At 64.4% G+C, this 19,921-nt stretch carries 20 protein-coding genes; 10 read left to right on the top strand and 10 right to left on the bottom strand.

All coding sequences use genetic code 11. From position 1 onward, the window contains the following. Positions 1-329: transposase (locus BLR94_RS25725; protein ID WP_139207511.1), on the top strand; the 329-nt coding region annotated here is incomplete at its 5' end. A 367-nt stretch (positions 330-696) separates the two neighbouring features. Further along, entirely contained in the window at positions 697-1,887 is a 1,191-nt protein-coding gene (locus BLR94_RS25720; RefSeq protein ID WP_084308718.1) for a sugar transporter, read from the top strand. A 15-nt stretch (positions 1,888-1,902) separates the two neighbouring features. Here BLR94_RS25720 and BLR94_RS25715 read toward each other — a convergent pair whose 3' ends face one another. Beyond that, positions 1,903-2,448, bottom strand: a complete 546-nt coding sequence (locus BLR94_RS25715) for a GNAT family N-acetyltransferase (protein WP_175154261.1) — start codon at positions 2,446-2,448, stop codon at positions 1,903-1,905. A gap of 75 nt (positions 2,449-2,523) precedes the next feature. Continuing rightward, positions 2,524-3,114: an NADPH:quinone oxidoreductase MdaB gene (mdaB, locus tag BLR94_RS25710; RefSeq protein ID WP_084308720.1), complete on the bottom strand. Its 591-nt coding sequence runs from the start codon at positions 3,112-3,114 to the stop codon at positions 2,524-2,526. Positions 3,115-3,269: 155 nt separating this feature from the next. Here mdaB and BLR94_RS25705 point away from each other — a divergent pair, with 155 nt between their 5' ends. Next, the gene (locus BLR94_RS25705) at positions 3,270-3,581 is read left to right on the top strand and encodes a putative quinol monooxygenase (RefSeq protein WP_084308721.1); all 312 of its coding nucleotides are present in this window, start codon (positions 3,270-3,272) and stop codon (positions 3,579-3,581) included. Between the two features lie 263 nt (positions 3,582-3,844). Here the strand turns inward: BLR94_RS25705 and amaA are convergent, their stop codons facing one another. Both amaA and amaB read right to left on the bottom strand, forming a co-directional pair. Then, positions 3,845-5,131 (bottom strand): L-pipecolate oxidase, encoded by a 1,287-nt coding sequence (amaA, locus tag BLR94_RS25700; protein ID WP_084308722.1) that lies wholly within the window; start codon positions 5,129-5,131, stop codon positions 3,845-3,847. Between the two features lie 13 nt (positions 5,132-5,144). Beyond that, entirely contained in the window at positions 5,145-6,635 is a 1,491-nt protein-coding gene (amaB, locus tag BLR94_RS25695; protein WP_084308723.1) for an L-piperidine-6-carboxylate dehydrogenase, read from the bottom strand. Between the two features lie 197 nt (positions 6,636-6,832). Here amaB and BLR94_RS25690 point away from each other — a divergent pair, with 197 nt between their 5' ends. From BLR94_RS25690 to BLR94_RS25675, 4 genes are all read left to right on the top strand, one after another. Further along, complete coding sequence (locus BLR94_RS25690) at positions 6,833-7,720, top strand: LysR substrate-binding domain-containing protein (RefSeq protein WP_084308724.1); 888 nt, start codon at positions 6,833-6,835, stop codon at positions 7,718-7,720. Positions 7,721-7,790: 70 nt separating this feature from the next. Further along, positions 7,791-8,393 (top strand): hypothetical protein, encoded by a 603-nt coding sequence (locus BLR94_RS25685; protein ID WP_084308725.1) that lies wholly within the window; start codon positions 7,791-7,793, stop codon positions 8,391-8,393. Positions 8,394-8,626: 233 nt separating this feature from the next. Beyond that, on the top strand, positions 8,627-10,021 hold the full coding sequence (gene hglS / locus BLR94_RS25680) for a 2-oxoadipate dioxygenase/decarboxylase HglS (RefSeq protein ID WP_084308726.1): 1,395 nt from the start codon (positions 8,627-8,629) through the stop codon (positions 10,019-10,021). A 70-nt stretch (positions 10,022-10,091) separates the two neighbouring features. After that, a complete protein-coding gene (locus tag BLR94_RS25675) occupies positions 10,092-10,676 on the top strand; it encodes an eCIS core domain-containing protein (protein WP_084308727.1) in 585 nt (194 codons plus the stop codon). A 6-nt stretch (positions 10,677-10,682) separates the two neighbouring features. On the opposite strand, the gene BLR94_RS25670 is transcribed toward BLR94_RS25675, so the two are convergent. Then, positions 10,683-11,039, bottom strand: a complete 357-nt coding sequence (locus BLR94_RS25670) for a DoxX-like family protein (protein ID WP_084308728.1) — start codon at positions 11,037-11,039, stop codon at positions 10,683-10,685. Continuing rightward, positions 11,032-11,457 carry a thiol-disulfide oxidoreductase DCC family protein gene (locus BLR94_RS25665; RefSeq protein WP_084308729.1) on the bottom strand — a complete coding sequence of 142 codons (426 nt, stop codon included), beginning with the start codon at positions 11,455-11,457 and terminating at the stop codon, positions 11,032-11,034. The genes BLR94_RS25670 and BLR94_RS25665 overlap by 8 nt, the downstream gene beginning before the upstream one ends. Positions 11,458-11,680: 223 nt before the next feature. Between BLR94_RS25665 and BLR94_RS25660 the strand changes: the two genes are divergently transcribed. Then, on the top strand, positions 11,681-12,994 hold the full coding sequence (locus BLR94_RS25660) for a methyl-accepting chemotaxis protein (RefSeq protein ID WP_084308730.1): 1,314 nt from the start codon (positions 11,681-11,683) through the stop codon (positions 12,992-12,994). Positions 12,995-13,028: 34 nt separating this feature from the next. On the opposite strand, the gene BLR94_RS25655 is transcribed toward BLR94_RS25660, so the two are convergent. Further along, positions 13,029-14,036 carry a GGDEF domain-containing protein gene (locus BLR94_RS25655; protein ID WP_167359812.1) on the bottom strand — a complete coding sequence of 336 codons (1,008 nt, stop codon included), beginning with the start codon at positions 14,034-14,036 and terminating at the stop codon, positions 13,029-13,031. Positions 14,037-14,470: 434 nt separating this feature from the next. Beyond that, entirely contained in the window at positions 14,471-16,474 is a 2,004-nt protein-coding gene (locus BLR94_RS25650; RefSeq protein ID WP_084308732.1) for a peptidase U32 family protein, read from the bottom strand. A gap of 151 nt (positions 16,475-16,625) precedes the next feature. Here BLR94_RS25650 and BLR94_RS25645 point away from each other — a divergent pair, with 151 nt between their 5' ends. Beyond that, positions 16,626-17,270: a UPF0149 family protein gene (locus BLR94_RS25645; protein ID WP_084308733.1), complete on the top strand. Its 645-nt coding sequence runs from the start codon at positions 16,626-16,628 to the stop codon at positions 17,268-17,270. 6 nt (positions 17,271-17,276) lie between these two features. Here the strand turns inward: BLR94_RS25645 and BLR94_RS25640 are convergent, their stop codons facing one another. Continuing rightward, a complete protein-coding gene (locus BLR94_RS25640; protein ID WP_084308734.1) occupies positions 17,277-17,561 on the bottom strand; it encodes a BRO family protein in 285 nt (94 codons plus the stop codon). Between the two features lie 119 nt (positions 17,562-17,680). Here BLR94_RS25640 and BLR94_RS25635 point away from each other — a divergent pair, with 119 nt between their 5' ends. Then, on the top strand, positions 17,681-18,100 hold the full coding sequence (locus tag BLR94_RS25635) for a transcriptional regulator (RefSeq protein WP_084308735.1): 420 nt from the start codon (positions 17,681-17,683) through the stop codon (positions 18,098-18,100). 73 nt (positions 18,101-18,173) lie between these two features. On the opposite strand, the gene BLR94_RS25630 is transcribed toward BLR94_RS25635, so the two are convergent. Continuing rightward, on the bottom strand, positions 18,174-19,820 hold the full coding sequence (locus BLR94_RS25630; protein WP_084308736.1) for a methyl-accepting chemotaxis protein: 1,647 nt from the start codon (positions 19,818-19,820) through the stop codon (positions 18,174-18,176). Between the last annotated feature and the right edge of the window lie 101 nt (positions 19,821-19,921).

The raw sequence follows: 19,921 nt of genomic DNA, 5'->3' as shown, positions 1-19,921 counted from the left end.
AACTGGGCGATCTGCACAGGTTTGACAGCAGCCGTGCTGTGACGGCCTATGCGGGGCTCAATCCCAGGCTACAGGAGTCCGGGAAATTCAAAGGCCAAACACGGATATCTCGCACCGGCTCGGCCATCTTACGCGCAGGGCTGTATATGCCCGGCTTGGTGTCCATAACGCATAACGCGGCGATACGGGCAATGGCCGAGCGCATGAGAGCCAAAGGCAAAACCGGCAAACAGATCGTCTGCGCGGCGATGCGCAAGTTGCTGTGTATCGCCTACGGCGTGCTGAAATCGGGAATGCCTTTTGATGCCGAATTGGCGCTTGCAAGGTAACGGGCAAGACGGTATCTACGAATATCCACTACCGCCACAAAAGTGCCTCTTTCCTCGATCGATAACGCTCATCAACCCATCCTCTGAAGACCGGCTATCGCCCGGCTTTACAACGCCTTCCCGAGCGTATTGTCGACGTGCCGTGCCGCGCGTAGAATCGCCGCCGCAGGCCATCCCCATACTTATAATTTCCGCTCTCGCATCCGCCACTCCCAGCGTTCATCGCCCAGGGCGCGCGGGCTGCCGTGTGCGTGTTCGTCGTGTATGGGCTTTAAATTTTTCGTTCGCTTCTACCGCGCTCGTTGCCATCCGGCCGTGGGCGAAAGGCCGTTGTAGCCAGCGTTCCCCAAGGGCGGATATCACCCGAATGAACACACCCGAGCAGGCGCATAGCGGTAGCTGGCTGAGCGTGATCGCACTGGCGCTGGGCGCCTTCATCTTCAACACCACCGAATTCGTGCCGGTGGGTTTGCTGAGCCAGATCGGCCATAGCTTCGACATGACCACCGCGAGCGTCGGCCTGATGCTGACCATCTATGCCTGGGTGGTCGCCCTGGCGTCGCTACCGCTGATGCTGCTGACCCGCAATATCGAGCGACGCAAGCTGCTGGCCTTCGTGTTCATGCTGTTCATCGCCAGCCACGTCCTGTCGGGGGTCGCCTGGAGCTTCAGCGTGCTGATGGTCAGCCGTATCGGCATCGCCCTGGCGCACGCGTTGTTCTGGGCGATCACTGCGTCCCTGGCGGTTCGTGTGGCGCCCGCAGGCAAGCAGGCGCAAGCCCTCGGCCTGCTGGCCACTGGCAGCGCCTTGGCCATGGTGCTGGGCATTCCTCTGGGCCGCGTGATCGGCGAAGTGCTGGGCTGGCGCACGACCTTTACCGTGATCGCCGTGGTGGCGGGCGTGGTGGTGCTGTGCCTGATGAAGAACCTGCCGCTGCTGCCCAGCCAGAACTCCGGCTCGCTGCGCAGCCTGCCGGTGCTGTTCAAGCGCCCGGCGCTGGTCACGGTGTACCTGCTCACCGCGCTGGTGATCACCGCGCACTTCACCGCGTATACCTACATCGAGCCGTTCGCCCTGGAAGTGGCGGGCATCGCCGGCGACATGATCACCGTGCTGCTGCTGTTGTTCGGCTGTGCGGGGATCATCGGCTCCATCCTGTTCAGCCGCTACAGCGCACGCTACCCGCGCGGTTTCGTGATCGCGGCGATCAGCGTGCTGAGCCTGTGCATGCTGTTCCTGCTGCCAGTGGCCCGCGAGCACGCCTACCTGGCGACCCTGAGCGTGGTCTGGGGCATCGCCATGATGTGCTTCGGCCTGGCGCTGCAGGCCAAGGTGCTGAACCTGGCGTCGGACGCCACCGACGTGGCCATGGCGCTGTTTTCCGGCATCTTCAATATCGGCATCGGCGGCGGCGCCTTGCTCGGCAGCCTGGTGAGCAGCCAGTTGGGCGTGGCCAATGTCGGCATCGTTGGCGGTATGCTCGGTATCGGCGGTTTGCTGCTGTGCTGCGTGACCACCTATCACTTTTCCAGGCCGCTCAAGCCGCAACCTCTGTAACTATCGGGCAGCAGATCAGCGCTGCTGCCGCAGCCACTCCTCACGGCTGATTTCCCATATCTGCGAAGGCAACCGGCCGGAGACGTAATCACTCTCGCCGGTTTCCACCAGGCACATCCCCTCGCGTTCCGAAAGGCGTTGCGAGGCCCTGTTGGCCACGGCCTTGGGCACACGCATCAGCGGCTGCAGCAGCACCTCGAACCAATAGCGGTTGACCGCCTTGCAGGCTTCGCTCATCAGGCCCTGGCGCTGCCAGGCCGGGGCGATCCAGAAACCGCGGTTATTGTCTGGCGCATCCATCAGGCTGATGACGCCGATCACCCGCTCGGCATCCTTGGCCGGGCGCAGCGTCCAGTGCCATTCGCTGCCGCTGGCCATGGCCGGCAGGGCGACATCACGCAGGTAGGTCAGCGCGCCATCGGCCGGGTAGGGCCAGGGCACGCTGCTATTGAGGTAGCGCACCACCTCCCATTGGCCGAACAGTGGCTGGATCTGCTCGGCGTCCGCCAGCTGCAGGGGCTGTAGAAGCAGGCGCGGTGTGTTGAGGATGGGCAGGCGCATTGCAGGCATTCCTTCGCTGTCGGTCAACGACCGATAGTGCCGTTCGACAGCGTACTTGTCATGCCCGGATCGCTGTCAGACGCTCGCCTGGACGATCCCGGCCAGGTGCTGCCGGTAACGGATCACGTCGCGCTCGACGTCAGGGCGCTTCATCACGTCCGCGCAGAGGAAGGTCGGCAGGGCGCTCATGCCGAGGAACTGCTGAGACTTGTGGAACGGGAAGTAGACGGCATCCACGCCCTTGCCTTCGAAGAAGTCGCTGGGGTCGTCGAAGGCTTGCTGCGGGGCGTTCCAGGTGAGCGAGAGCATGTACTGCTTGCCCTGGATCAGGCCGCCGCTGCCGTATTTCTGCGAGGCATCGGAGCGGGTACGACCGTCATTGGCGTACAGGCTGCCGTGGCCTTCGGTGAAGACTTCGTCGATGTACTTCTTGACGATCCACGGCGCGCCCATCCACCAGCCCGGCATCTGGTAGATCACCACATCGGCCCAGAGGAATTTTTGCACCTCTTCGGCGACGTCATAACCCGCGTCGATCTCGGTGGTTCTGAACGGCACGCCAGTCTGGTCGAGAAACGCCATGGCGGTTTCGTGCAGGGTGCGGTTGAATCGACCTGCGGAGTGGGCGAACTGCTTGCCGCCATTGAGGAGCAGGATCTTCTTCATGGTGTATTCCCGTCACTGATTGAGTAGCGGCAGGCTACGGGCTCCGGGCGAGGGGAAAAACGCCTGCCCAGGCAAATCACTATTGACTGAAAAGCACGAATCCACGGCGATTTCCTGGTGTAGGGTGCAACTCGCATCCCCCACGGAGACTCATCATGTACGGCTTCATCCTGCACGCTCACACCCACCCTGAACGGGCCGAGGCCTTCGAGCAGCTGTTCCGCGCCCATGTCGAAGCGAGCCGCGCCGAGCCCGGCTGCATCGAATACCACATGCTGCGCGATGTCGAGGATCCCACCCTGTTCATCTTCTTCGAGGTGTGGCAGTCCCGCCAGCACCTGGCGGTGCACAGCGCCTTGCCGCATATGCGCGACTTCCATGAGCGGCGCATGGACTATTTACTGCGGGACTTCGAAATTCGCGAGATCGAGATACTCAGCCCGGCATCGGCCAGGCTGGCGGATTGAAGCCCCAGCCAGCCATCGCAGGCTGGCCGGCGACGCTTAGGACCTGTTCACGATCTTTCGACGAGACGCCACGCGCAATGGCAGCAAAAAGGCGAAAGCGGCCGTAGGGTGGATGACGCTCTTTTCATCCACCATCGCGATCGCAGAGTGGTGGACGGATGAAGCGTCGTCCACCCTACAAATGTCCGCTAGCGCCACTTTGCCGCCGATCTATGGGAATACGGGTTCCGGTTTGCCAAGTGCACAGGATCGTGAACAGGCGCTTACAGAATGACCCTCAGGCACTGGCCTGCGTGATACAGCGAGAAGCCGGTCTCGTACATGCTGCTGCGCAGCTCTGCGCCGCGCAGTGCCTGCATGGGTGAGAAAGGAATGGGCAGCGCTGCGCTGTCGTCGCTCGACAGGAACTGGGCCAGGGCCTTGCCGACCACCGTACCCGTGGTGTTGCCGCGGCCGTTGTAACCGGTGACCGCGACCAGCCCGGGGGCCGGCTCGAACAGGCGCATCAGGTGATCGGGGGTGAAGTCGATGCAGCCGGTCCAATGCAGTTGCCACTCGACCTTGCCCAGCGCCGGGAAGTAGTGCTGCTGGATGCGATCAGCCCAGCCACGAATGAACCAGTCCGGTTTGTTGTCGGCGCGGCCCATGCTGCCCAGCAGCAGGCGGCCATCGGCGTCGCGGCGAATGCTGCTGAGCACCTTGCGCGTGTCCCATGAGCCCTGGCCGTGGCGCAGCACCTGCTCGGCCGCGGCGCCGTGCAGCGGCGTCGAGGCGACCTGCAGGTAATAGCCGCGAAAATAGTGACGCTGCAGCTGCGTCCACTCGCCCTCGGTGTAGGCGCCCGTGGAGATGATCACCTTCTGCGCGTTGACGGCGCCCTGGCCGCCACGCACTTGCCAGGCATCACCACAGCGGGTCAGTGCCTTCACCGGCGAGTGTTGGTGGATGCGTCCGCCGAGGCGCATGACTGCCCTGGCCAGGCCCATGGTGTAAGCCATAGGGTTGATGGTGCCGGCCCGGCGGTCGAGCAGGGCGCCGGTGATCCTGTCGGTACCGCAGTAGTCGGCACAGGCTGCTCCCGTGAGCAATTCGACATCGGCACCGCGCCGCCGCCATTGCCCTTCGCGATCCTTGAGGTCGGCCAGGCCGGCGGCGTTGTGCGCCATGTGCAGGGTGCCGTCGTTGCGTGCCTGGCAGTCGATGCCGAGGCGCCGGATCTGCGCGAACACCGCGGCGGGTGCCTGGCCGAGCACCTCGTTGAGGCGGCTGCCGTGGCGCTGGCCCAAGGTGGCTTCGACATCATCGGGCTTGATCCAGGTGCCGGCATTGACCAGGCCGACGTTGCGTCCCGAGCCGCCGTGGCCCACTTCATGGGCGTCGAGCACGCAGACCGTGCGACCCTGTTCGAGCAACTGCAAGGCGGCCGACAGCCCGGTGATGCCGGCGCCGATGATGCAGACATCCGCCTGCACGTCGCCATTCAGCGGCCCGGACAATGATTCGCGCGGCGTAAGCGTTTCCCACAGACAGGCGTGCTGCAATTGACGCATGGCGCGACCTCGCTCAGTCGAAGACGATGCCCTGGGCCAGCGGCAGTTCGCGGGAATAGTTGATGGTATTGGTCTGCCGGCGCATGTAGGCCTTCCAGGCGTCGGAGCCGGATTCGCGACCGCCGCCGGTTTCCTTTTCGCCACCGAACGCGCCGCCGATTTCCGCACCGCTGGTGCCGATATTCACGTTGGCGATACCGCAGTCGCTGCCCGAGGCACTCTGGAAGCGCTCGGCCTCGCGCAGGTCGGTGGTGAAGATGCACGACGACAGGCCCTGGGGCACCTCGTTGTTCAGGCGCAGGGCCTCGTCGAATGTGTCGTAGCCCAGCACGTAGAGGATAGGCGCGAAGGTTTCATGGCGTACGACATCGGTCTGGCCGGGCATTTCGACGATGGCCGGGCTGACGTAGTAGGCATCCGGGTAGCGCTCCTGCAACTGGCGCTCGCCGCCGAATACCGTGCCGCCTTCGTCCCGGGCGCGGCCCAGGGCGCTTTGCATGGCGTCGAAGGCCTGCTTGTCCATCAGTGGGCCGACCAGATTGTCCTGACGCGGATCGCCGATGCGCACCTTGGCGTAGGCCGCCTTGAGGCGGGCGACCACCTCGTCTTGCACCGAGCGGTGGACGATCAGGCGGCGCAGGGTGGTGCAGCGCTGCCCGGCGGTGCCGACGGCACTGAACAGGATGCCGCGCACCGCCAGGTCGAGGTCGGCGCTGGGCGCCAGGATCATCGCGTTGTTGCCGCCCAGTTCGAGGATGCTGCGAGCGAAACGTGCCGCCACCCGTGGACCGACCTCGCGGCCCATGCGGGTACTGCCGGTGGCGCTGATCAGTGGCACGCGGGCATCGTCGACCAGCGCCTCGCCCGCTTGGCGATCGCCGATGATCAACTGTGCCAGGCCTTGCGGCGCGTCGCCGAAGCGCTTCAGCGCCTTGTCGAACAGGGCCTGGGAGGCGAGGGCGGTCAGCGGGGTCTTTTCCGAGGGTTTCCAGATCACCGCGTTGCCCGTCACCAGCGCCAGGGTGGTGTTCCAGGCCCAGACCGCGACCGGGAAGTTGAAGGCGCTGATCACCCCGACCACACCCAGCGGGTGCCAGGTTTCACGCATATGGTGGCCAGGACGTTCGGAGGCGATGGTCAGGCCGTACAGCTGGCGCGACAGGCCGACGGCGAAGTCGCAGATATCGATCATCTCCTGCACTTCGCCCAGGCCTTCCTGGGTGATCTTGCCGGCCTCGATGGACACCAGCTCGCCCAGCTCGGCCTTATGCTCGCGCAGCACCTCACCGAAGATGCGCACCAGCTCGCCACGCCGAGGGGCTGGCACGTCACGCCAGGCCAGAAACGCCTGGTGGCCGCTGGCGATCTTGGCGCGCACCGCTTCGGCGCTTTCCAGGCGTACGCCGGCGATCCGGCTGCCGTCGATCGGCGTGTAAACGGCATGTTCGCCGCCCTGAAAGGTGTGTGGTTGTACACCGAGGCGTTCCAGCAGTTGACCAACCATCGTTCTCTCCTGCGTTGCCGCCTGGCGACGATCTGGCGCGTTGGCTACCCGATCATCGGCAGGCGCTGAATAGGGGCGTCGTTTGCAGTGACTTCACGCAGTATCGACCCGAATGTTTTTTTCGAACAAACGACCTTTACGCACCACATCATTCCCTCGGAGAATGAACCATCGCTGCCCGAGCTCTCGGAGTGTTCATGTCCAAACGCCTGCTTCCCACCATGGCCGCCCTGCAGTGTTTCGAGTCGGCCGCCCGGCACATGAGCTTCACCCGTGCCGCCGAGGAGCTGCACCTGACCCAGAGCGCGGTCAGCAAGCAGGTCGCGCAACTCGAGGAGATGCTCCAGCATCTGCTGTTCCATCGCATTCGCCGGCGCCTGCAACTGACCCCCGCCGGCGAGCTGTACCTGGCCGAGGTCGACAAGATCCTCACCCAGGTCGATATCTCCAGCCGCTACATCCTCTCCTACGGCGGCGAGACCGAGGTGTTGCGCGTGGCCACCCAGCCGACCTTCGGCGTGCGCTGGCTGATCCCCAATCTCAGGGGCTTCTCCAGGGCTCACCCGACGATCCACCTGGACATCCGCAACGAACTGGAGCCCTTCGACCTGGTGCAGGCCAAGGCCGACGTGGCGTTCTTCTACGGCAACGGCACCTGGCCCGGCGCCACGTGCATCGAGCTGTTCGGCGAGGACGTGATCGCGGTCTGCGCACCGTCGATCCTGCCGGATGCGGCGTTCACCAGCGCCGGGAACCTGACGTCCCTGGTTTTGCTGCAATGCGCTTCACGGCCCGAGGCCTGGCACCAGTGGTTCGACGAGCAGGGCATCGACACCGAATACAGCTACCACGGCCCGCGCTTCGACACCTTCTATATGTGCATCCGCGCCGCCCAGGATGGTTGTGGCGTCGCCCTGGTGCCGCGTTTCCTGGTCGAGGAGGAACTGGCCGAAGGCAAGCTGGTGATCCCCTGGCAACACCTGAAGGTCAGCGAGGGCGCGCATTACATCGCCTGCGCCGAGCAGTCGCTGGAGTTGCCCAAGGTTCGGGCGCTGGTCGAGTGGGTCCTGGACAAGGTTCGCTGACCGCGCGCAATACCCTGACGCCGGTGCACGCTGTTCGGCATAATGCAGCCCTTTGTAAGGACGGTCCGCCATGCACCAGGTAGCACCCATTCGTGAGGTCGACTATGAGCTTTCCCGGGAGAGCCTTGAAGCCTTCATGCTGGAACAGCGCCAGCGCCAGAAAGACGCGATCAAGCAGATAAACGGCGGCTGGCTGCGTGTGCGCAACGGGGCCTATATCGGCGCCGCGGTGGTCATGACGGTGGACCTGCTGATAGCCGGCACGCTGACGGCGATTTCGGCCATCGCCATCGGCCTGATTCTGCTGGGCATGTGGGCGAAAGCGAAGGCGCAGGCCAAGCTGGCGGAGATGGGCGCTGGCGCCCCGCAACCGAAATGGCTGATCCGCCGCCTGCTCAATAAACGTATCTTCAAGGGCCGTGAGCACATGAGTGGCTCGGTGCGCTTCTATGCCGACCGGGTCGTGGTCGACCAGGGCGGCAGCCACTTCGAGTCCGCCTACGAGGGCGACAAGATCGACCTGATCATCCAGTCGCCCGGCTACCTGCAGCTGCTGCCGATTCCAATCCCCGAGCTGGAGGACGAGATCTACTACATCCCGCTGCAAGCCATCCCCGAGTCCGTCGAATTGATTGCCTGGTTGCAGGGCAAGGATAATTTCATCGTCGCCTGACGCGTTGCCGGGCCGTCCGTCGGCGCACCCTCCGTCATGGTCCCGTCGCGGGATGCAAGACCGCCACCTCACTGGGTGGCGCTGGCCGCAGCATTCCCTGAGGGAATGGAAAACTGAAGATATGTCGTTTGTCAGTGCCTGCCAGGCTGCGCAGAATCTGATCGCGCTTGCGCCGTCGCTGGCGCTGCCAGCCGGAACCGACCGCTTCGAACATAAGGGAGGCAGCGATCACCATGCACAGCCCGGTATTCGTCAGCCCGGACACTATTCGCGCACGGTTTTCCCGTGCCATGTCCGACCTCTACAAACGTGAAGTCCCGCTCTACGGCAGGTTGCTGGAGCTGGTCGCGCATACCAATGCGCAGGTCATGCAGGGCCAGCCCGAGCTTGCCGAGCAGCTGCGCGTCACCGGCGAGATCGAACGGCTGGATGCGGAGCGCCACGGCGCCATTCGCCTCGGCACGGCGGCTGAGCTGTCGACCATTCGCCGGTTGTTCGCGGTGATGGGCATGCGGCCGGTGGGCTATTACGACCTGGCACCTGCGGGTGTGCCGGTGCACTCCACGGCGTTTCGCGCGGTTCATGAAGCGGCGCTGCAGGCCAGCCCGTTCAGGGTGTTCACCTCGCTGCTGCGCCTGGAGTTGATCGAGGATGCCGGGCTGCGCCGGCTGGCCGCCGAATTGCTGGCCAGGCGGCGCATCTTCACCCCGCGGGTCATCGAGCTGATCGGGCAGTGTGAAGTCGCTGGTGGCCTGCTGGCCGGCGAGGCGGACGAGTTCATCGGCGAGGCGCTGCAGACGTTCCGCTGGCACAGCCAGGCCACGGTCAGTGCCGAACAGTACCGGCAACTGCATGGTCAGCATCGCCTGATCGCCGATGTGGTGGCGTTCAAGGGGCCACACATCAACCACCTGACACCGCGCACCCTGGATATCGACGCGATTCAGGCCGGCATGCCGCGCCACGGCATCACTCCCAAGGCGGTGATCGAAGGGCCGCCGCGGCGCAACTGCCCGATCCTGTTGCGCCAGACCAGCTTCAAGGCGCTGCAGGAAGCCGTGGCCTTCATCGGCCAGGACGGGCCGCAGGGCAGCCACACCGCCCGTTTCGGCGAGATCGAACAGCGCGGTGCGGCGCTCACGGCGAAAGGTCGTGAACTTTATGATCGATTGCTCGACGGCGCTCGCCAGGCCCTCGCTGCAACGCCCAGCGAAGCCAATGCCGGGCAGCATGACGCGCTGATGGCCGAACACTTCCGGGCCTTCCCCGACGACCATGAGGCGATGCGCCGCGATGGCCTGGCCTACTTTCGTTACTTCGCCACACCCGCAGGTATCGCTGCGGCGAGGCCGGGGCATCGTCCACAACTCGATGCCCTGGTCGCGGCTGGCCATGTGCGCGTCGAACCGCTGGTTTACGAAGACTTTCTGCCGGTCAGCGCGGCGGGGATCTTCCAGTCCAACCTGGGCGAGGGCGCACAGGTCGACTACGCCAGCGGCTCGAGCCAGGCGGATTTCGAAGCGGCCCTGGGCGCCAGGGTGGAAGATGAACTGAGCCTGTACGCCGACACCCAGCGTCGTTCGCTGGCCGCCTGTGCCGAGGCGCTGCGACTCGACACCCTGGGGTGATGCACACGGCACTGGACAAGCGTCGTGACTGACGCCATGGTCGCTCTCTTTGCGCAGTCGAGAGAGAGCGATGTCGAAAGCTGGCCTGGTGCTTGTTCTGCTGGCTGTTTTCCAGGTAACTCCCGCATTGGCCTGTGCGCCGGGCGAAACCCAGGTCTGCCTGGGCGGCTGCATCTGCATACCCGACCCGAACGGCGTGCTCGGCCCCATGCAGGAACAGGCAGGGCAGATCACCGGTGCCGCGCTGGAAGGCTGGATCCTGCGCTCCCGGGCGTCGGCGGCGCGGGAAGGTACCTTGCCGATCCCCGCCGACATCCGGCGCCAGTTGCTGCCGTTCTATGCCGCCGAACTGCTCGACGGCGTGCGCTACAAGGTCGGCGACAGCGACGAACTGAGCGCCGCCCGCAACGTCATGCAGAACCCCGATATCAAGGCGGTGACCCTGGTCGACATCATCGTGTTTCGCAGCGCCGCGATGGCCGAGCAGGACGTGGCCCTGTGGGCCCACGAACTGCTGCACGTGCAGCAGTACCGGGAATGGGGCAGCGCCGGTTTTGCGGCGCGCTACAGCCGCGATTTCAATGCCGTGGAGGCGCCGGCCTATCGGCGTCAGGCAGAAATTGCACGCTTTTTGCGCGAGCAGGGCCGCAATTAGCCGCGCCTACTCGGCGCGCTTGGCTCGCAGTGCTATCACGCACAACACGCTGGCCGCCAGGTTGACGGTCACCGGGTTGAACGCATCCGCCAGCAGCGCCGGAACGAAGATCGCCACATCCACCAGCAGCAGAATCAGCGCTGCCAGGGCCAAGCACAGCGGCCAGCGCTGCCGACGCAGCAGCAGGATCGCCAGCCCCAGCAGGATCTCGGCGACGCCCGCCAGCGCAGCCGCGGCGTGAGGCAGGCCATGGGCGTCGAGCATGCGCAGTTCGGTGGGGCTGACAAACAGCAGCTTCGGCACCAGGCCGTGGTAGAGAAAGATCACGCCGACGGTCAGGCGTGCCAGCAGGGCATCAGTCATGCAGGAAGCGCTCGCGGTCTTCGGGACGGGGCATCTGGCAATAATCGTGACGCCCGAACAGGCGGTAGCGATTACGGGCGATGGGATCGTAAGCCCGGTCGCGCACGCCTCGCGGTATTACCCGCAGCACCGTCGCCCAGCGCCACGGTGCCGGCAACTGCCGAAGGATCGCCAGAATGGCCTCACTGCGCTTCAGCGCCCGATCACCCTCGACATAGAGCAACGTGTCGAAATGATCCAGCGGCATGCCGAACCAGGCGAGGATCGCCTGGCCTTGCGGAGATTGCACGCTGCACAGCTTGAGCGTGCCTGCACGGTCATGGCGGATCAGAAAACGGCTCCAGCCATTGCACAATTTGCAGACACCATCGAACAGCACGACCCGATCACCGGCCTGCATATAGGGTGGGTAAGCCATGGGTATCCTCCGTGTCGACGACGTGCCAAGCGTAACGCACCTGCGGGCTCGGTAATGCATATCTGCACGGGCATGGGCGTACCGCCTGGCCAGTCCATCGATGACAGCGACCGTCTATGCTTGGTGGCAGAGCGGTATGCAGGCGAGCTTGTTGCCACGGTTGGCTCAATAAAGCGCCTGTGCAGCCGATACGCTTCAACAGGATGGCCTTTGGAGAAAGAGCATGTTCGGTAGTCGCTTGAAAAAAGAATTGCAGGCCAAGGATGTCGAACTGTCATTGCTGCGACAGCTTTACCAAGGCATCCAGACCGAGATGATCCTGGTGACGATCGATCCCCAGTATCGAATCATCGATTTCAACAGCAACTTCGCCAGCTTCATCGGCTACCAGCCGGAGCAGCTCGGTAACCGGTCGATGAGCGAGATCGTGCCTGACTACGTGAAGTCGCTGCCGTGTTTCAAGAACCTCGCCGCCGCCGTCAAGTCCGGTCAATCCGTACGCGATCGCTATCGCTTCCTGCGTGCCGACGGCGCGCTGGTGTGGGTCCAGGCCTGTTGGCAACCGGTAGTCGACGAGGCCGGGGTGGTGCGGCGCGTGCAATGCTTCGGCATGGACATCACTGCCACCATGGACAAGGCGCGGGAAAACGAAGACTTCATCAACGCCTTGCTGCGCTCCACGGCGGTGATCGAGTTCGACCTGGGCGGCCATGTGCTCACGGCCAATGAACAGTTCCTCCAGTGCATGGGCTACGGCCTGGAGCGGATCAAGGGCAAGCACCACAGCCTGTTCTGTCTGCCCCACGAGTACGAGTCCGCGCAGTACAGGCAGTTCTGGGAGCGGCTCAACCGCGGCGAATTCATCGCCGGGCGCTTCAAGCGGCTCGACAGCCACGGCCGCGAAGTCTGGCTGGAGGCGACCTACAACCCGGTGCGGGACACCCAGGACAAACTGTACAAGGTGGTCAAGTTCGCCACCTTGATCACCGACCAGGTTCACCGCGAGAACCAGGTCAACGAGGCAGCCAGCATCGCCTACGGGATTTCCCAGCAGACCGACACCACTGCCCAGCGCGGTGCTCAGGTGGTGACCGATACCGTGCAGACCATGCAGCGCATTGCCGAGCAAATGACCTCTGCATCGCAAGGCATCGAGGCGCTGGGCAAGCAGTCGATCCTGATCAGCACCATGGTGCAGACCATCGGCAGCATTGCCCAGCAGACCAACCTGCTGGCGCTCAACGCCGCCATCGAGGCCGCCCGGGCAGGCGAGCAGGGCCGTGGTTTCGCGGTCGTCGCCGATGAAGTTCGGCAACTGGCCAGCCGTACCAGCAGCGCCACCGAAGAAATCGTCGGGGTGGTTCAGGATAACCAGAAATTGGTGGATGCCGCTGTGCACGACATGGCCAGCAGCCGCACGCAGGCGCAGGCAGGCCTCGAATTGGCCAAGCAGGCCGGCGACGTGATCGTCGACATCCGCCAGGGTGCCAAGCAGGTGCTGGCCGCGGTGGAAGGCTTCGCCCGGCAGCTCAAGTGATGTGCGTCTTCGGGCGCTGGCACGGCGCGGCTGGTCAGGCGGCAACCACCCGGTGCTTGCCGGCGCGCTTGGCCCGATACAGGCACTCGTCGGCGCTTTTGAGCAGGCGCGTCACGTTCTGCTGCCCGGCGACGGCGACCAGGCCGGCGCTGAAGGACAGCGTGATGCCCTGAGTGGGCTGGGCGGCGAGCCGCTGGAGCAGTGCCTCGATGGCCTGGCTGGCAGCGGCCAGGCTATCGCTGGCCAGCAGCAGGCCGAATTCCTCGCCTCCCAGGCGACCGTATGCATGCAGGTCACGGGTCTGCTCGAGATGGCGGGCGAACTCGACCAGCACGGCATCGCCGACGTCGTGGCCGTGCCGGTCGTTGATCAGCTTGAAATCGTCGATATCGAGCATGGCGAAGAACAGCCGCTGGCTGTCCGTGGCGTGCAGTGCCTGTTCCAGGCTGTTCATCAGCGCCCGCCGGTTGGGCACGCCGGTGAGCATGTCGGTTTCCGCGAGATGGCGATAGCTTTCCTTGAGTTCGTAGGTCTTGCGCATCATGTGGATGAAACTGACGTTGGTCATCGCACCGAGCATCAGTGCAGACAGCACGAACACCGCATAGAGCGGCAGCGCCTCCAGGTTGAGCAGGGGCGGGTTGGCATCCCACATCACCAGCCAGACGGCGGTCGATCCGCATACGTAGTCCAGCGCGCGGACGAAGAACACCACACCGCACAGGGTGATCAGCGTGCTCACTGCCATGGCCCAGGTGTGCATATGGGCCTCGTCCATTCGCTCGATCTGCAGCTTGAACAGGTAGGCGGCGAGAATCATGTAGACCCCGCCGCCGATCCGCCACAGGGCGAAGCTTTTGGTCGAGGACATGCCCAGCCAGACCAAGGAAATGCTCAGCGCGGTGAGCATCTCCTCGGCGCTCAAGGGGGAGCTGGTGTAGGGATTGAGTGCCAGGCTGCCCAGCCAGCAGGTGACGGCGATGAGCTGGACGAGATTGATCGGCAGCCAGAGCATCCGCTTGATGTGATGGTGATACGTCATGTTCTCTTCCTGCGACGAGCGCACAGAGGCTGGCCCATGGCAAACGTGGTGGTGGCGATGATGCGCTGGATCGTCGGGTGGAGTCGAATCATTTAGTGGCGTTATGACTTCATCGTCGCGCAGCTGTTCCATCTATCTGCAGCGTGTCAGCGTCGTGGCTGCTCGCGGGGTGCTGCAGGTCGCTCAGGACGCTGCCGGGCGTGACGGATACCCATGCCAACATGGGGCTCGGCGAGCGCGCAAAGACGCCTCGAAACGCCAGGCCGGCGAGTAGCCGTAGTCGCCGGGGCATCGGGCCGCTACTGCATGCGGTGCAGAGTCTAGCGGGTTTGGATGACGGGATTTCTACCGGTCACCGGGGCGCCGGGAAAACCGCCCTGACAGGGCGCGCCTGGCCCAGCCGGAGGCGTCTGGGGCAGCGCTTGTCCCACCGCTCAGTGGGGCGACCACTGCCGGGCTGTCTTGAGCAGGTCTTCCGGGGTGATATGGCCGACCACCTGGGTCGCGGCGCTGCCGGGGAGCGGCAGATCGAGGATGTGGCCCTTCATCTTGCCGACCACATGCATTTCACAGGGCTTGCAGTCGAACTTCAGGGTCAGCACTTCATCGCCATGCACCAGTTGCATCGGCGCGACCTTGGTGCGCACGCCGGTAACGCCCTTGGCCTGTTTCGGGCACAGGTTGAAGGAGAAGCGCAGGCAGTGCTTGGTGATCATCACCGGCACTTCACCCAGTTCCTCGTGTGCCTCGTAGGCTGCGTCGATCAACTGCACGCCGTGGCGATGGTAGAACGCGCGCGCCTTGTGGTTGTAGACGTTGGCCAGGAACGACAGGTGCGACTCCGGGTAAACCGGTGGCGGTGTGCTTTCGGCCTTGCGCCCGCCACGCGGGTGGGCGGCGACGCGTGCTTCGGTCAGTGCTTCGATGGCCTCGCGGCGCAGGCTCTTGAGCTGCGAGTTGGGTACGAAGAATGCTTGGGGCGCATCCAGTTCGACGCCTTGGGCATGGTAGAGGGTGGTACCCAGCTGGGTGAGCAGATCACGCAGCCCGTCGAGGGCCTGCTGCGGTTTGTTGGCGGTGCCGAACGGGCCGTCCAGGTGGACGGTGGCGCTGATACCTTCCTCGCTGGTCGCGGTCAGGGTCAGGCAGCGTTCATGCAGTTCGGCTCGCCACTGGATACCGATGCGGCGCTCTGCGGAAGTCTTCTGCAGTGCCTGCTGCCAGTTGTGATCCAGGTTGCGCGACAGCGGGTGGTTGGGGCGCAGGCGGAACATGCCTGTCGGCATTTCGTTGGGCTCGACGCGGTAGCGCCAGCGCCTCTCGCCGTCTTCTTCGAACGTGTCTTGCAACTCGGCGATGTTGCTGCGAAAGCCCACCACGTCGCGCTTGACCAGCACGTTGAGGCCGTCGCCGTTGGACAAGGGTTCAAAGGTGACGGCGATCAGGTCGCGTTTGTTGACTTTCTCGACATGGCCGACAGGGAGCCCGGTGAAGGTCGGCGAATCGAAGGCGCCGATATCGACCTTGCGCTCGGTGACGAAGTAGTCGGTGCTGCCGCGGTGGAAGGTCTTGTCCGGATCGGGCAGGAAGAAATGCGCCGTGCGGCCGCTTGAGGCACGGGCGAGATCCGGGCGCTCGATGAGGATGTCGTCGAGGCGCTGGCGGTAATAGGCGGTGATGTTCTTCACGTAGCCCATGTCCTTGTAGCGCCCCTCGATCTTGAACGAGCGCACACCGGCCTCGACCAGGGCGCGCAGGTTGGCGCTCTGGTTGTTGTCCTTCATCGACAGCAGGTGCTTCTCGAAGGCCACCACGCGACCCTGGTCGTCCTTCAGGGTGTAGGGCAGGCGGCAGGCCTGGGAGCAGTCGCCGCGGTTGGCGCTGCGGCCGTTCTGGGCATGGGAAATGTTGCACTGGCCGGAAAAGGCCACGCACAGCGCGCCGTGGATGAAGAACTCGATGGCCGCATCGGTTTCATCGGCGATGGTGCGGATTTCCTGCAGATTCAGCTCGCGGGCCAGCACCAGCTGCGAGAAACCGGCCTGGTCGAGGAACTTGGCCCGGCCCAGGGTGCGGATGTCCGTCTGTGTGCTGGCATGCAGCTCGATCGGCGGGATGTCCAGATCCAGCACGCCCAGGTCCTGCACGATCAATGCATCCACGCCCGCGTCGTAGAGCTGGTGGATCAGCGTGCGCGCCGGCTCCAGCTCATCGTCGTGCAGGATGGTGTTGAGGGTGGTGAATACCCGGGCGTGATAGCGACGGGCGAACTCCACGAGCCCGGCGATATCGCTGACGTCGTTGCACGCGTTGTGCCGCGCGCCGAAGCTCGGGCCGCCGATGTAGATGGCATCGGCGCCATGCAAGATGGCCTCGCGAGCGATGTCGACATCACGGGCGGGGCTGAGCAGTTCCAGGTGGTTCTTGGGCAAGGACATGTTTTTTCTTTATAGGGCTGAGCACGGTAGGCGCGCATTGTACCGGGCCCTTGGCAGGAGGACACCCGCGATATACCGGACGGCCGACAAGGCTTTTGACGGACGGCCATCTGTGGGACAGTAGCGCCCTTTTTGCGGGGGAGCGTCGTCGATGGATAACAAAGGGCTCGAAAAGCTCGACCAGTTGCTGCTCAAGTACGGCAACGATGATTCCGTTCTGTCCGCCAGTGAGCTGGATGGTTTTTTTGCCGGGATCGTCTCCGGGCCTCGGCAGGTCGACCCGGGTGTCTGGTATCCAGCCATCTGGGCCGACAAGCTGCCGCGCTGGCCGAGCGACAAGGAGGCGGAAACCTTCCGCAAGCTGGCCATCGAGCTGATGAGCGAAGCGGCCTACATGCTGGGGGAGGAGCCGGACGACTACGAGGCGATCTTCCTGGCTGACGACGACGGCAAGGGCGAGAAGCTCATCGTTTCCGAGTGGTGCGCGGGTTACCTGCGCGGGGCGAATGTCGCTGGCTGGCTCGATGACGGCTTGCCAGAGGCGCTGCAAGCCTCGTTGGCGGTGATCATCCTGCACGGCGCCGAGAGCGGCTCGGAGGCACTCAACGCCCTGTCCGACGATGAGTACGCTGCCTCGGTCGCTATGCTCGAGCCGGCTGCGGTGGCGATCCATGCGTACTGGCAGGAGCATCTCGAGCCGTTGCTGCCCGTACGCCGTGACGAAACCAAGGTCGGCCGTAACGATCCCTGCACCTGTGGCAGCGGCAAGAAGTACAAACAGTGCTGCATGCCGTGAGCGGTGTCATGGCCGCTGCAACCGGCCCAGCCACTGATGCACGCGTAGCGCCTGCGGGCTCGCTGCCTGAGTGCTGAGGCGCTGCAGGGCGTCCAGGCTGATGAAGGCCTGGGGGATTTCGTCGTCGCCGAACAGAATGTCAGCAGGATGGCAGTGTTCCAGCAATGCACGCCGCCAATCGGCGTAACCCAGCAAATTGCACAGCGTCGGGGCATCCAGCCACGGCCTGTCATCGGTCGTGTAGCGTATGGCTATCTCGTGGCCTTCGAAAATCAGCAGGTGTGATCGCATCCTTGGCTTCCCTGGCGCGCTGTCTTCCTGTTCATCTGTCGGTGATGAAATCATAAATTTCATTTTCAGTACAACTGAAAGCTCAATCAAGTGTGGATGCGGAATTAACGTCCGCCCCCATGACTGAGAAAACCGAATTTGCCCAGCGCCTGCGCGATGCCATGCGCGCAGCGGGGTATCCCGATCGACCTGCCGTGCTGGAGCGAGAGTTCAACTCCCGTTACTGGGGGCGTTCCGTGACCTTCCAGGCAGTTTCGCGCTGGCTGCGTGGGCAATCCATCCCCTCCCAGGACAAGCTGCTGGTGCTCTCCGAGTGGCTTCGGGTGGAGCCCCAGGCCCTGCGTTTCGGCGAACGTGCCGCAATCGCTGCGCGCGAGCAACGGGGACGCTGGGAAGACCCGACGTTCTACCCCGAGCGCGAAGCCATCGACGCGTTTCTGCTGCTGCCGGCGTCGCAGCGCAAGGTGGTGCGTGACGTGATCATGGCGTTCGCCCAGGCCGCTGCCGAGCCGGGCAGCAAGAAGTCCGGCAGCGACTGACGGGCAGGTTCGTCAGTGCGTACCTGCCTTCTCCAAGGCCCCGGCGCGGCCGTGCGTGAAACGTCAACGGACCCTAGAGCTGGAAGCGGGCGATGTTCTCGCGCAGTGCCTCGCTGGTTCGGGCCAGGCTTTCGCTTTCCCGCTGGTTGGCAGCGAACGCTTCGGCGGACTGGGCGCTGCTGTCGCGCACGTTGATGACACTCTGATTGATCTGCTCGGCCACCGTGCTCTGCTCCTCGGCGGCCGTGGCGATCTGCTGGTTCATGCCGTTGATCCGTTCGATCATGCCGACGATGCGCATCACCACTTCACCGGCTTCCGACACGCCGTTCACCGACTGCCGGCTGGACGCCTGGCAGTGCTGCATGTAGGTGGCGGTTTCATCGGCGATGCGTTGCAGGCTGCCGATCAGCGTTTCGATTTCCGCGGTGGCACCCTGGGTGCGTTGCGCCAGGCTGCGAACCTCGTCCGCGACCACCGCGAAGCCGCGTCCGGCCTCACCGGCGCGGGCGGCCTCGATGGCCGCGTTGAGGGCCAGCAGGTTGGTTTGGTCGGCGACCGCCTTGATCACGTCGAGTACGCTGCCGATGTTGCCGCTTTCCTGCTTCAGGCGCGCCATCGCCTCGGCGGAGCGGTCGATGACACCTGCCAGCTCGCCGATCAGGGCGACGGCGTGGCGTGTCTTGTCCTGGCCGAGAAGGGCGGCGCTGTCCGCCTCGCCAGCGGCCTGGGCCGCGGTTTCGGCATTGCGGGCGACCTCCTGGACGGTCGCTGACATCTCATGGATGGCCGTGACGATCTGTTCGATCTCCATTTGCGCCTGGGCGACACCCTTGGCGTTGTGCTGGCTCGACTCGGCCATCTCCTGGCTGGCGGCAGCCACCGATTGCGACGAGGCATCGATGCGTTGCGCCATGTCGCGCAGGTTGCGTTGCATCTTGCGCAGCGAGCCGAGTACCCCCTGACCGTCGTCCGCGCCGCCGTGCTGGCGCAGATCGCCCTCGGCGACCTGTTGCGCGAGGCGGTCGAGGTCGCTCGGTTCCGAGCCCAGGCTGCGCAGCAGGCTGCGGGTGATCAGATGGCCGAGCACCACGGCGAGCAGGGTCGACAGCAGGACGATGGCCAGCAGCAGGCTGCGTTGCTGGCGATAGCTGGCGTCGTTGTGCGCCAGCTGTTCGGTGGCGACGCCTTCGGTGTAGTCCAGGTACGCATCGATCGCACTGGTCAGCTCGGCCAGCAGGGGCGAGCACTGCTGGGTGATCATCTCGATGGCCAGGCTGTCCTGCCCGGCGAACACCTGGTCGGCGATGCGCATGGCGACCGGCTCGTAGCGCTGTTCGACCGCCTTGATGTCGTTGAACAGCGCGCGCGCCTGTGGCGACACGTCCTGGTCGCGGTCGATCTCCAGGGCGAGGGCGTCGAGTTCCCGGGTGACCAGGTCGTTGGCGGCGTTGATCGCCGCGCGCTGTGCGTTGCGTTCTACTGGATCGCCGATCAGCACCAGGTTGCGCAGGTCGATGGCACGGTCCTGGGCGGCATTGGCGAGCTGCCCGGCGAGTTTGGCACGGTGATCGAGGCCGTTGATGTAGCGAGAGAAGCTGTCATTGACGGCCGACAGTTGGTAAAGGGAGGCGCCGGCTACCAGGAGCAGCAGCGCGACCAGAACTGCATAGCTCAGGGATAGCTTGAGGCGGATGGACATCGGGCGGGATTGGCTCATTCTGATGCTCTCGTGTTGGCGTGGTGCGTGTGGATGTTGATCATCGGAAATCGAGTGCTCGCTGAACGTCGCCATCCCTGACGATGAAATCGTTAATCGGC

The sequence above is a fragment of the Phytopseudomonas flavescens genome, from assembly GCF_900100535.1.
Classification (GTDB): Bacteria; Pseudomonadota; Gammaproteobacteria; order Pseudomonadales; family Pseudomonadaceae; genus Aquipseudomonas; species Aquipseudomonas flavescens.
The sequence above is the reverse complement of the archived record's forward strand: the minus strand, read 5'-3'. Positions and strand labels throughout refer to the sequence as shown.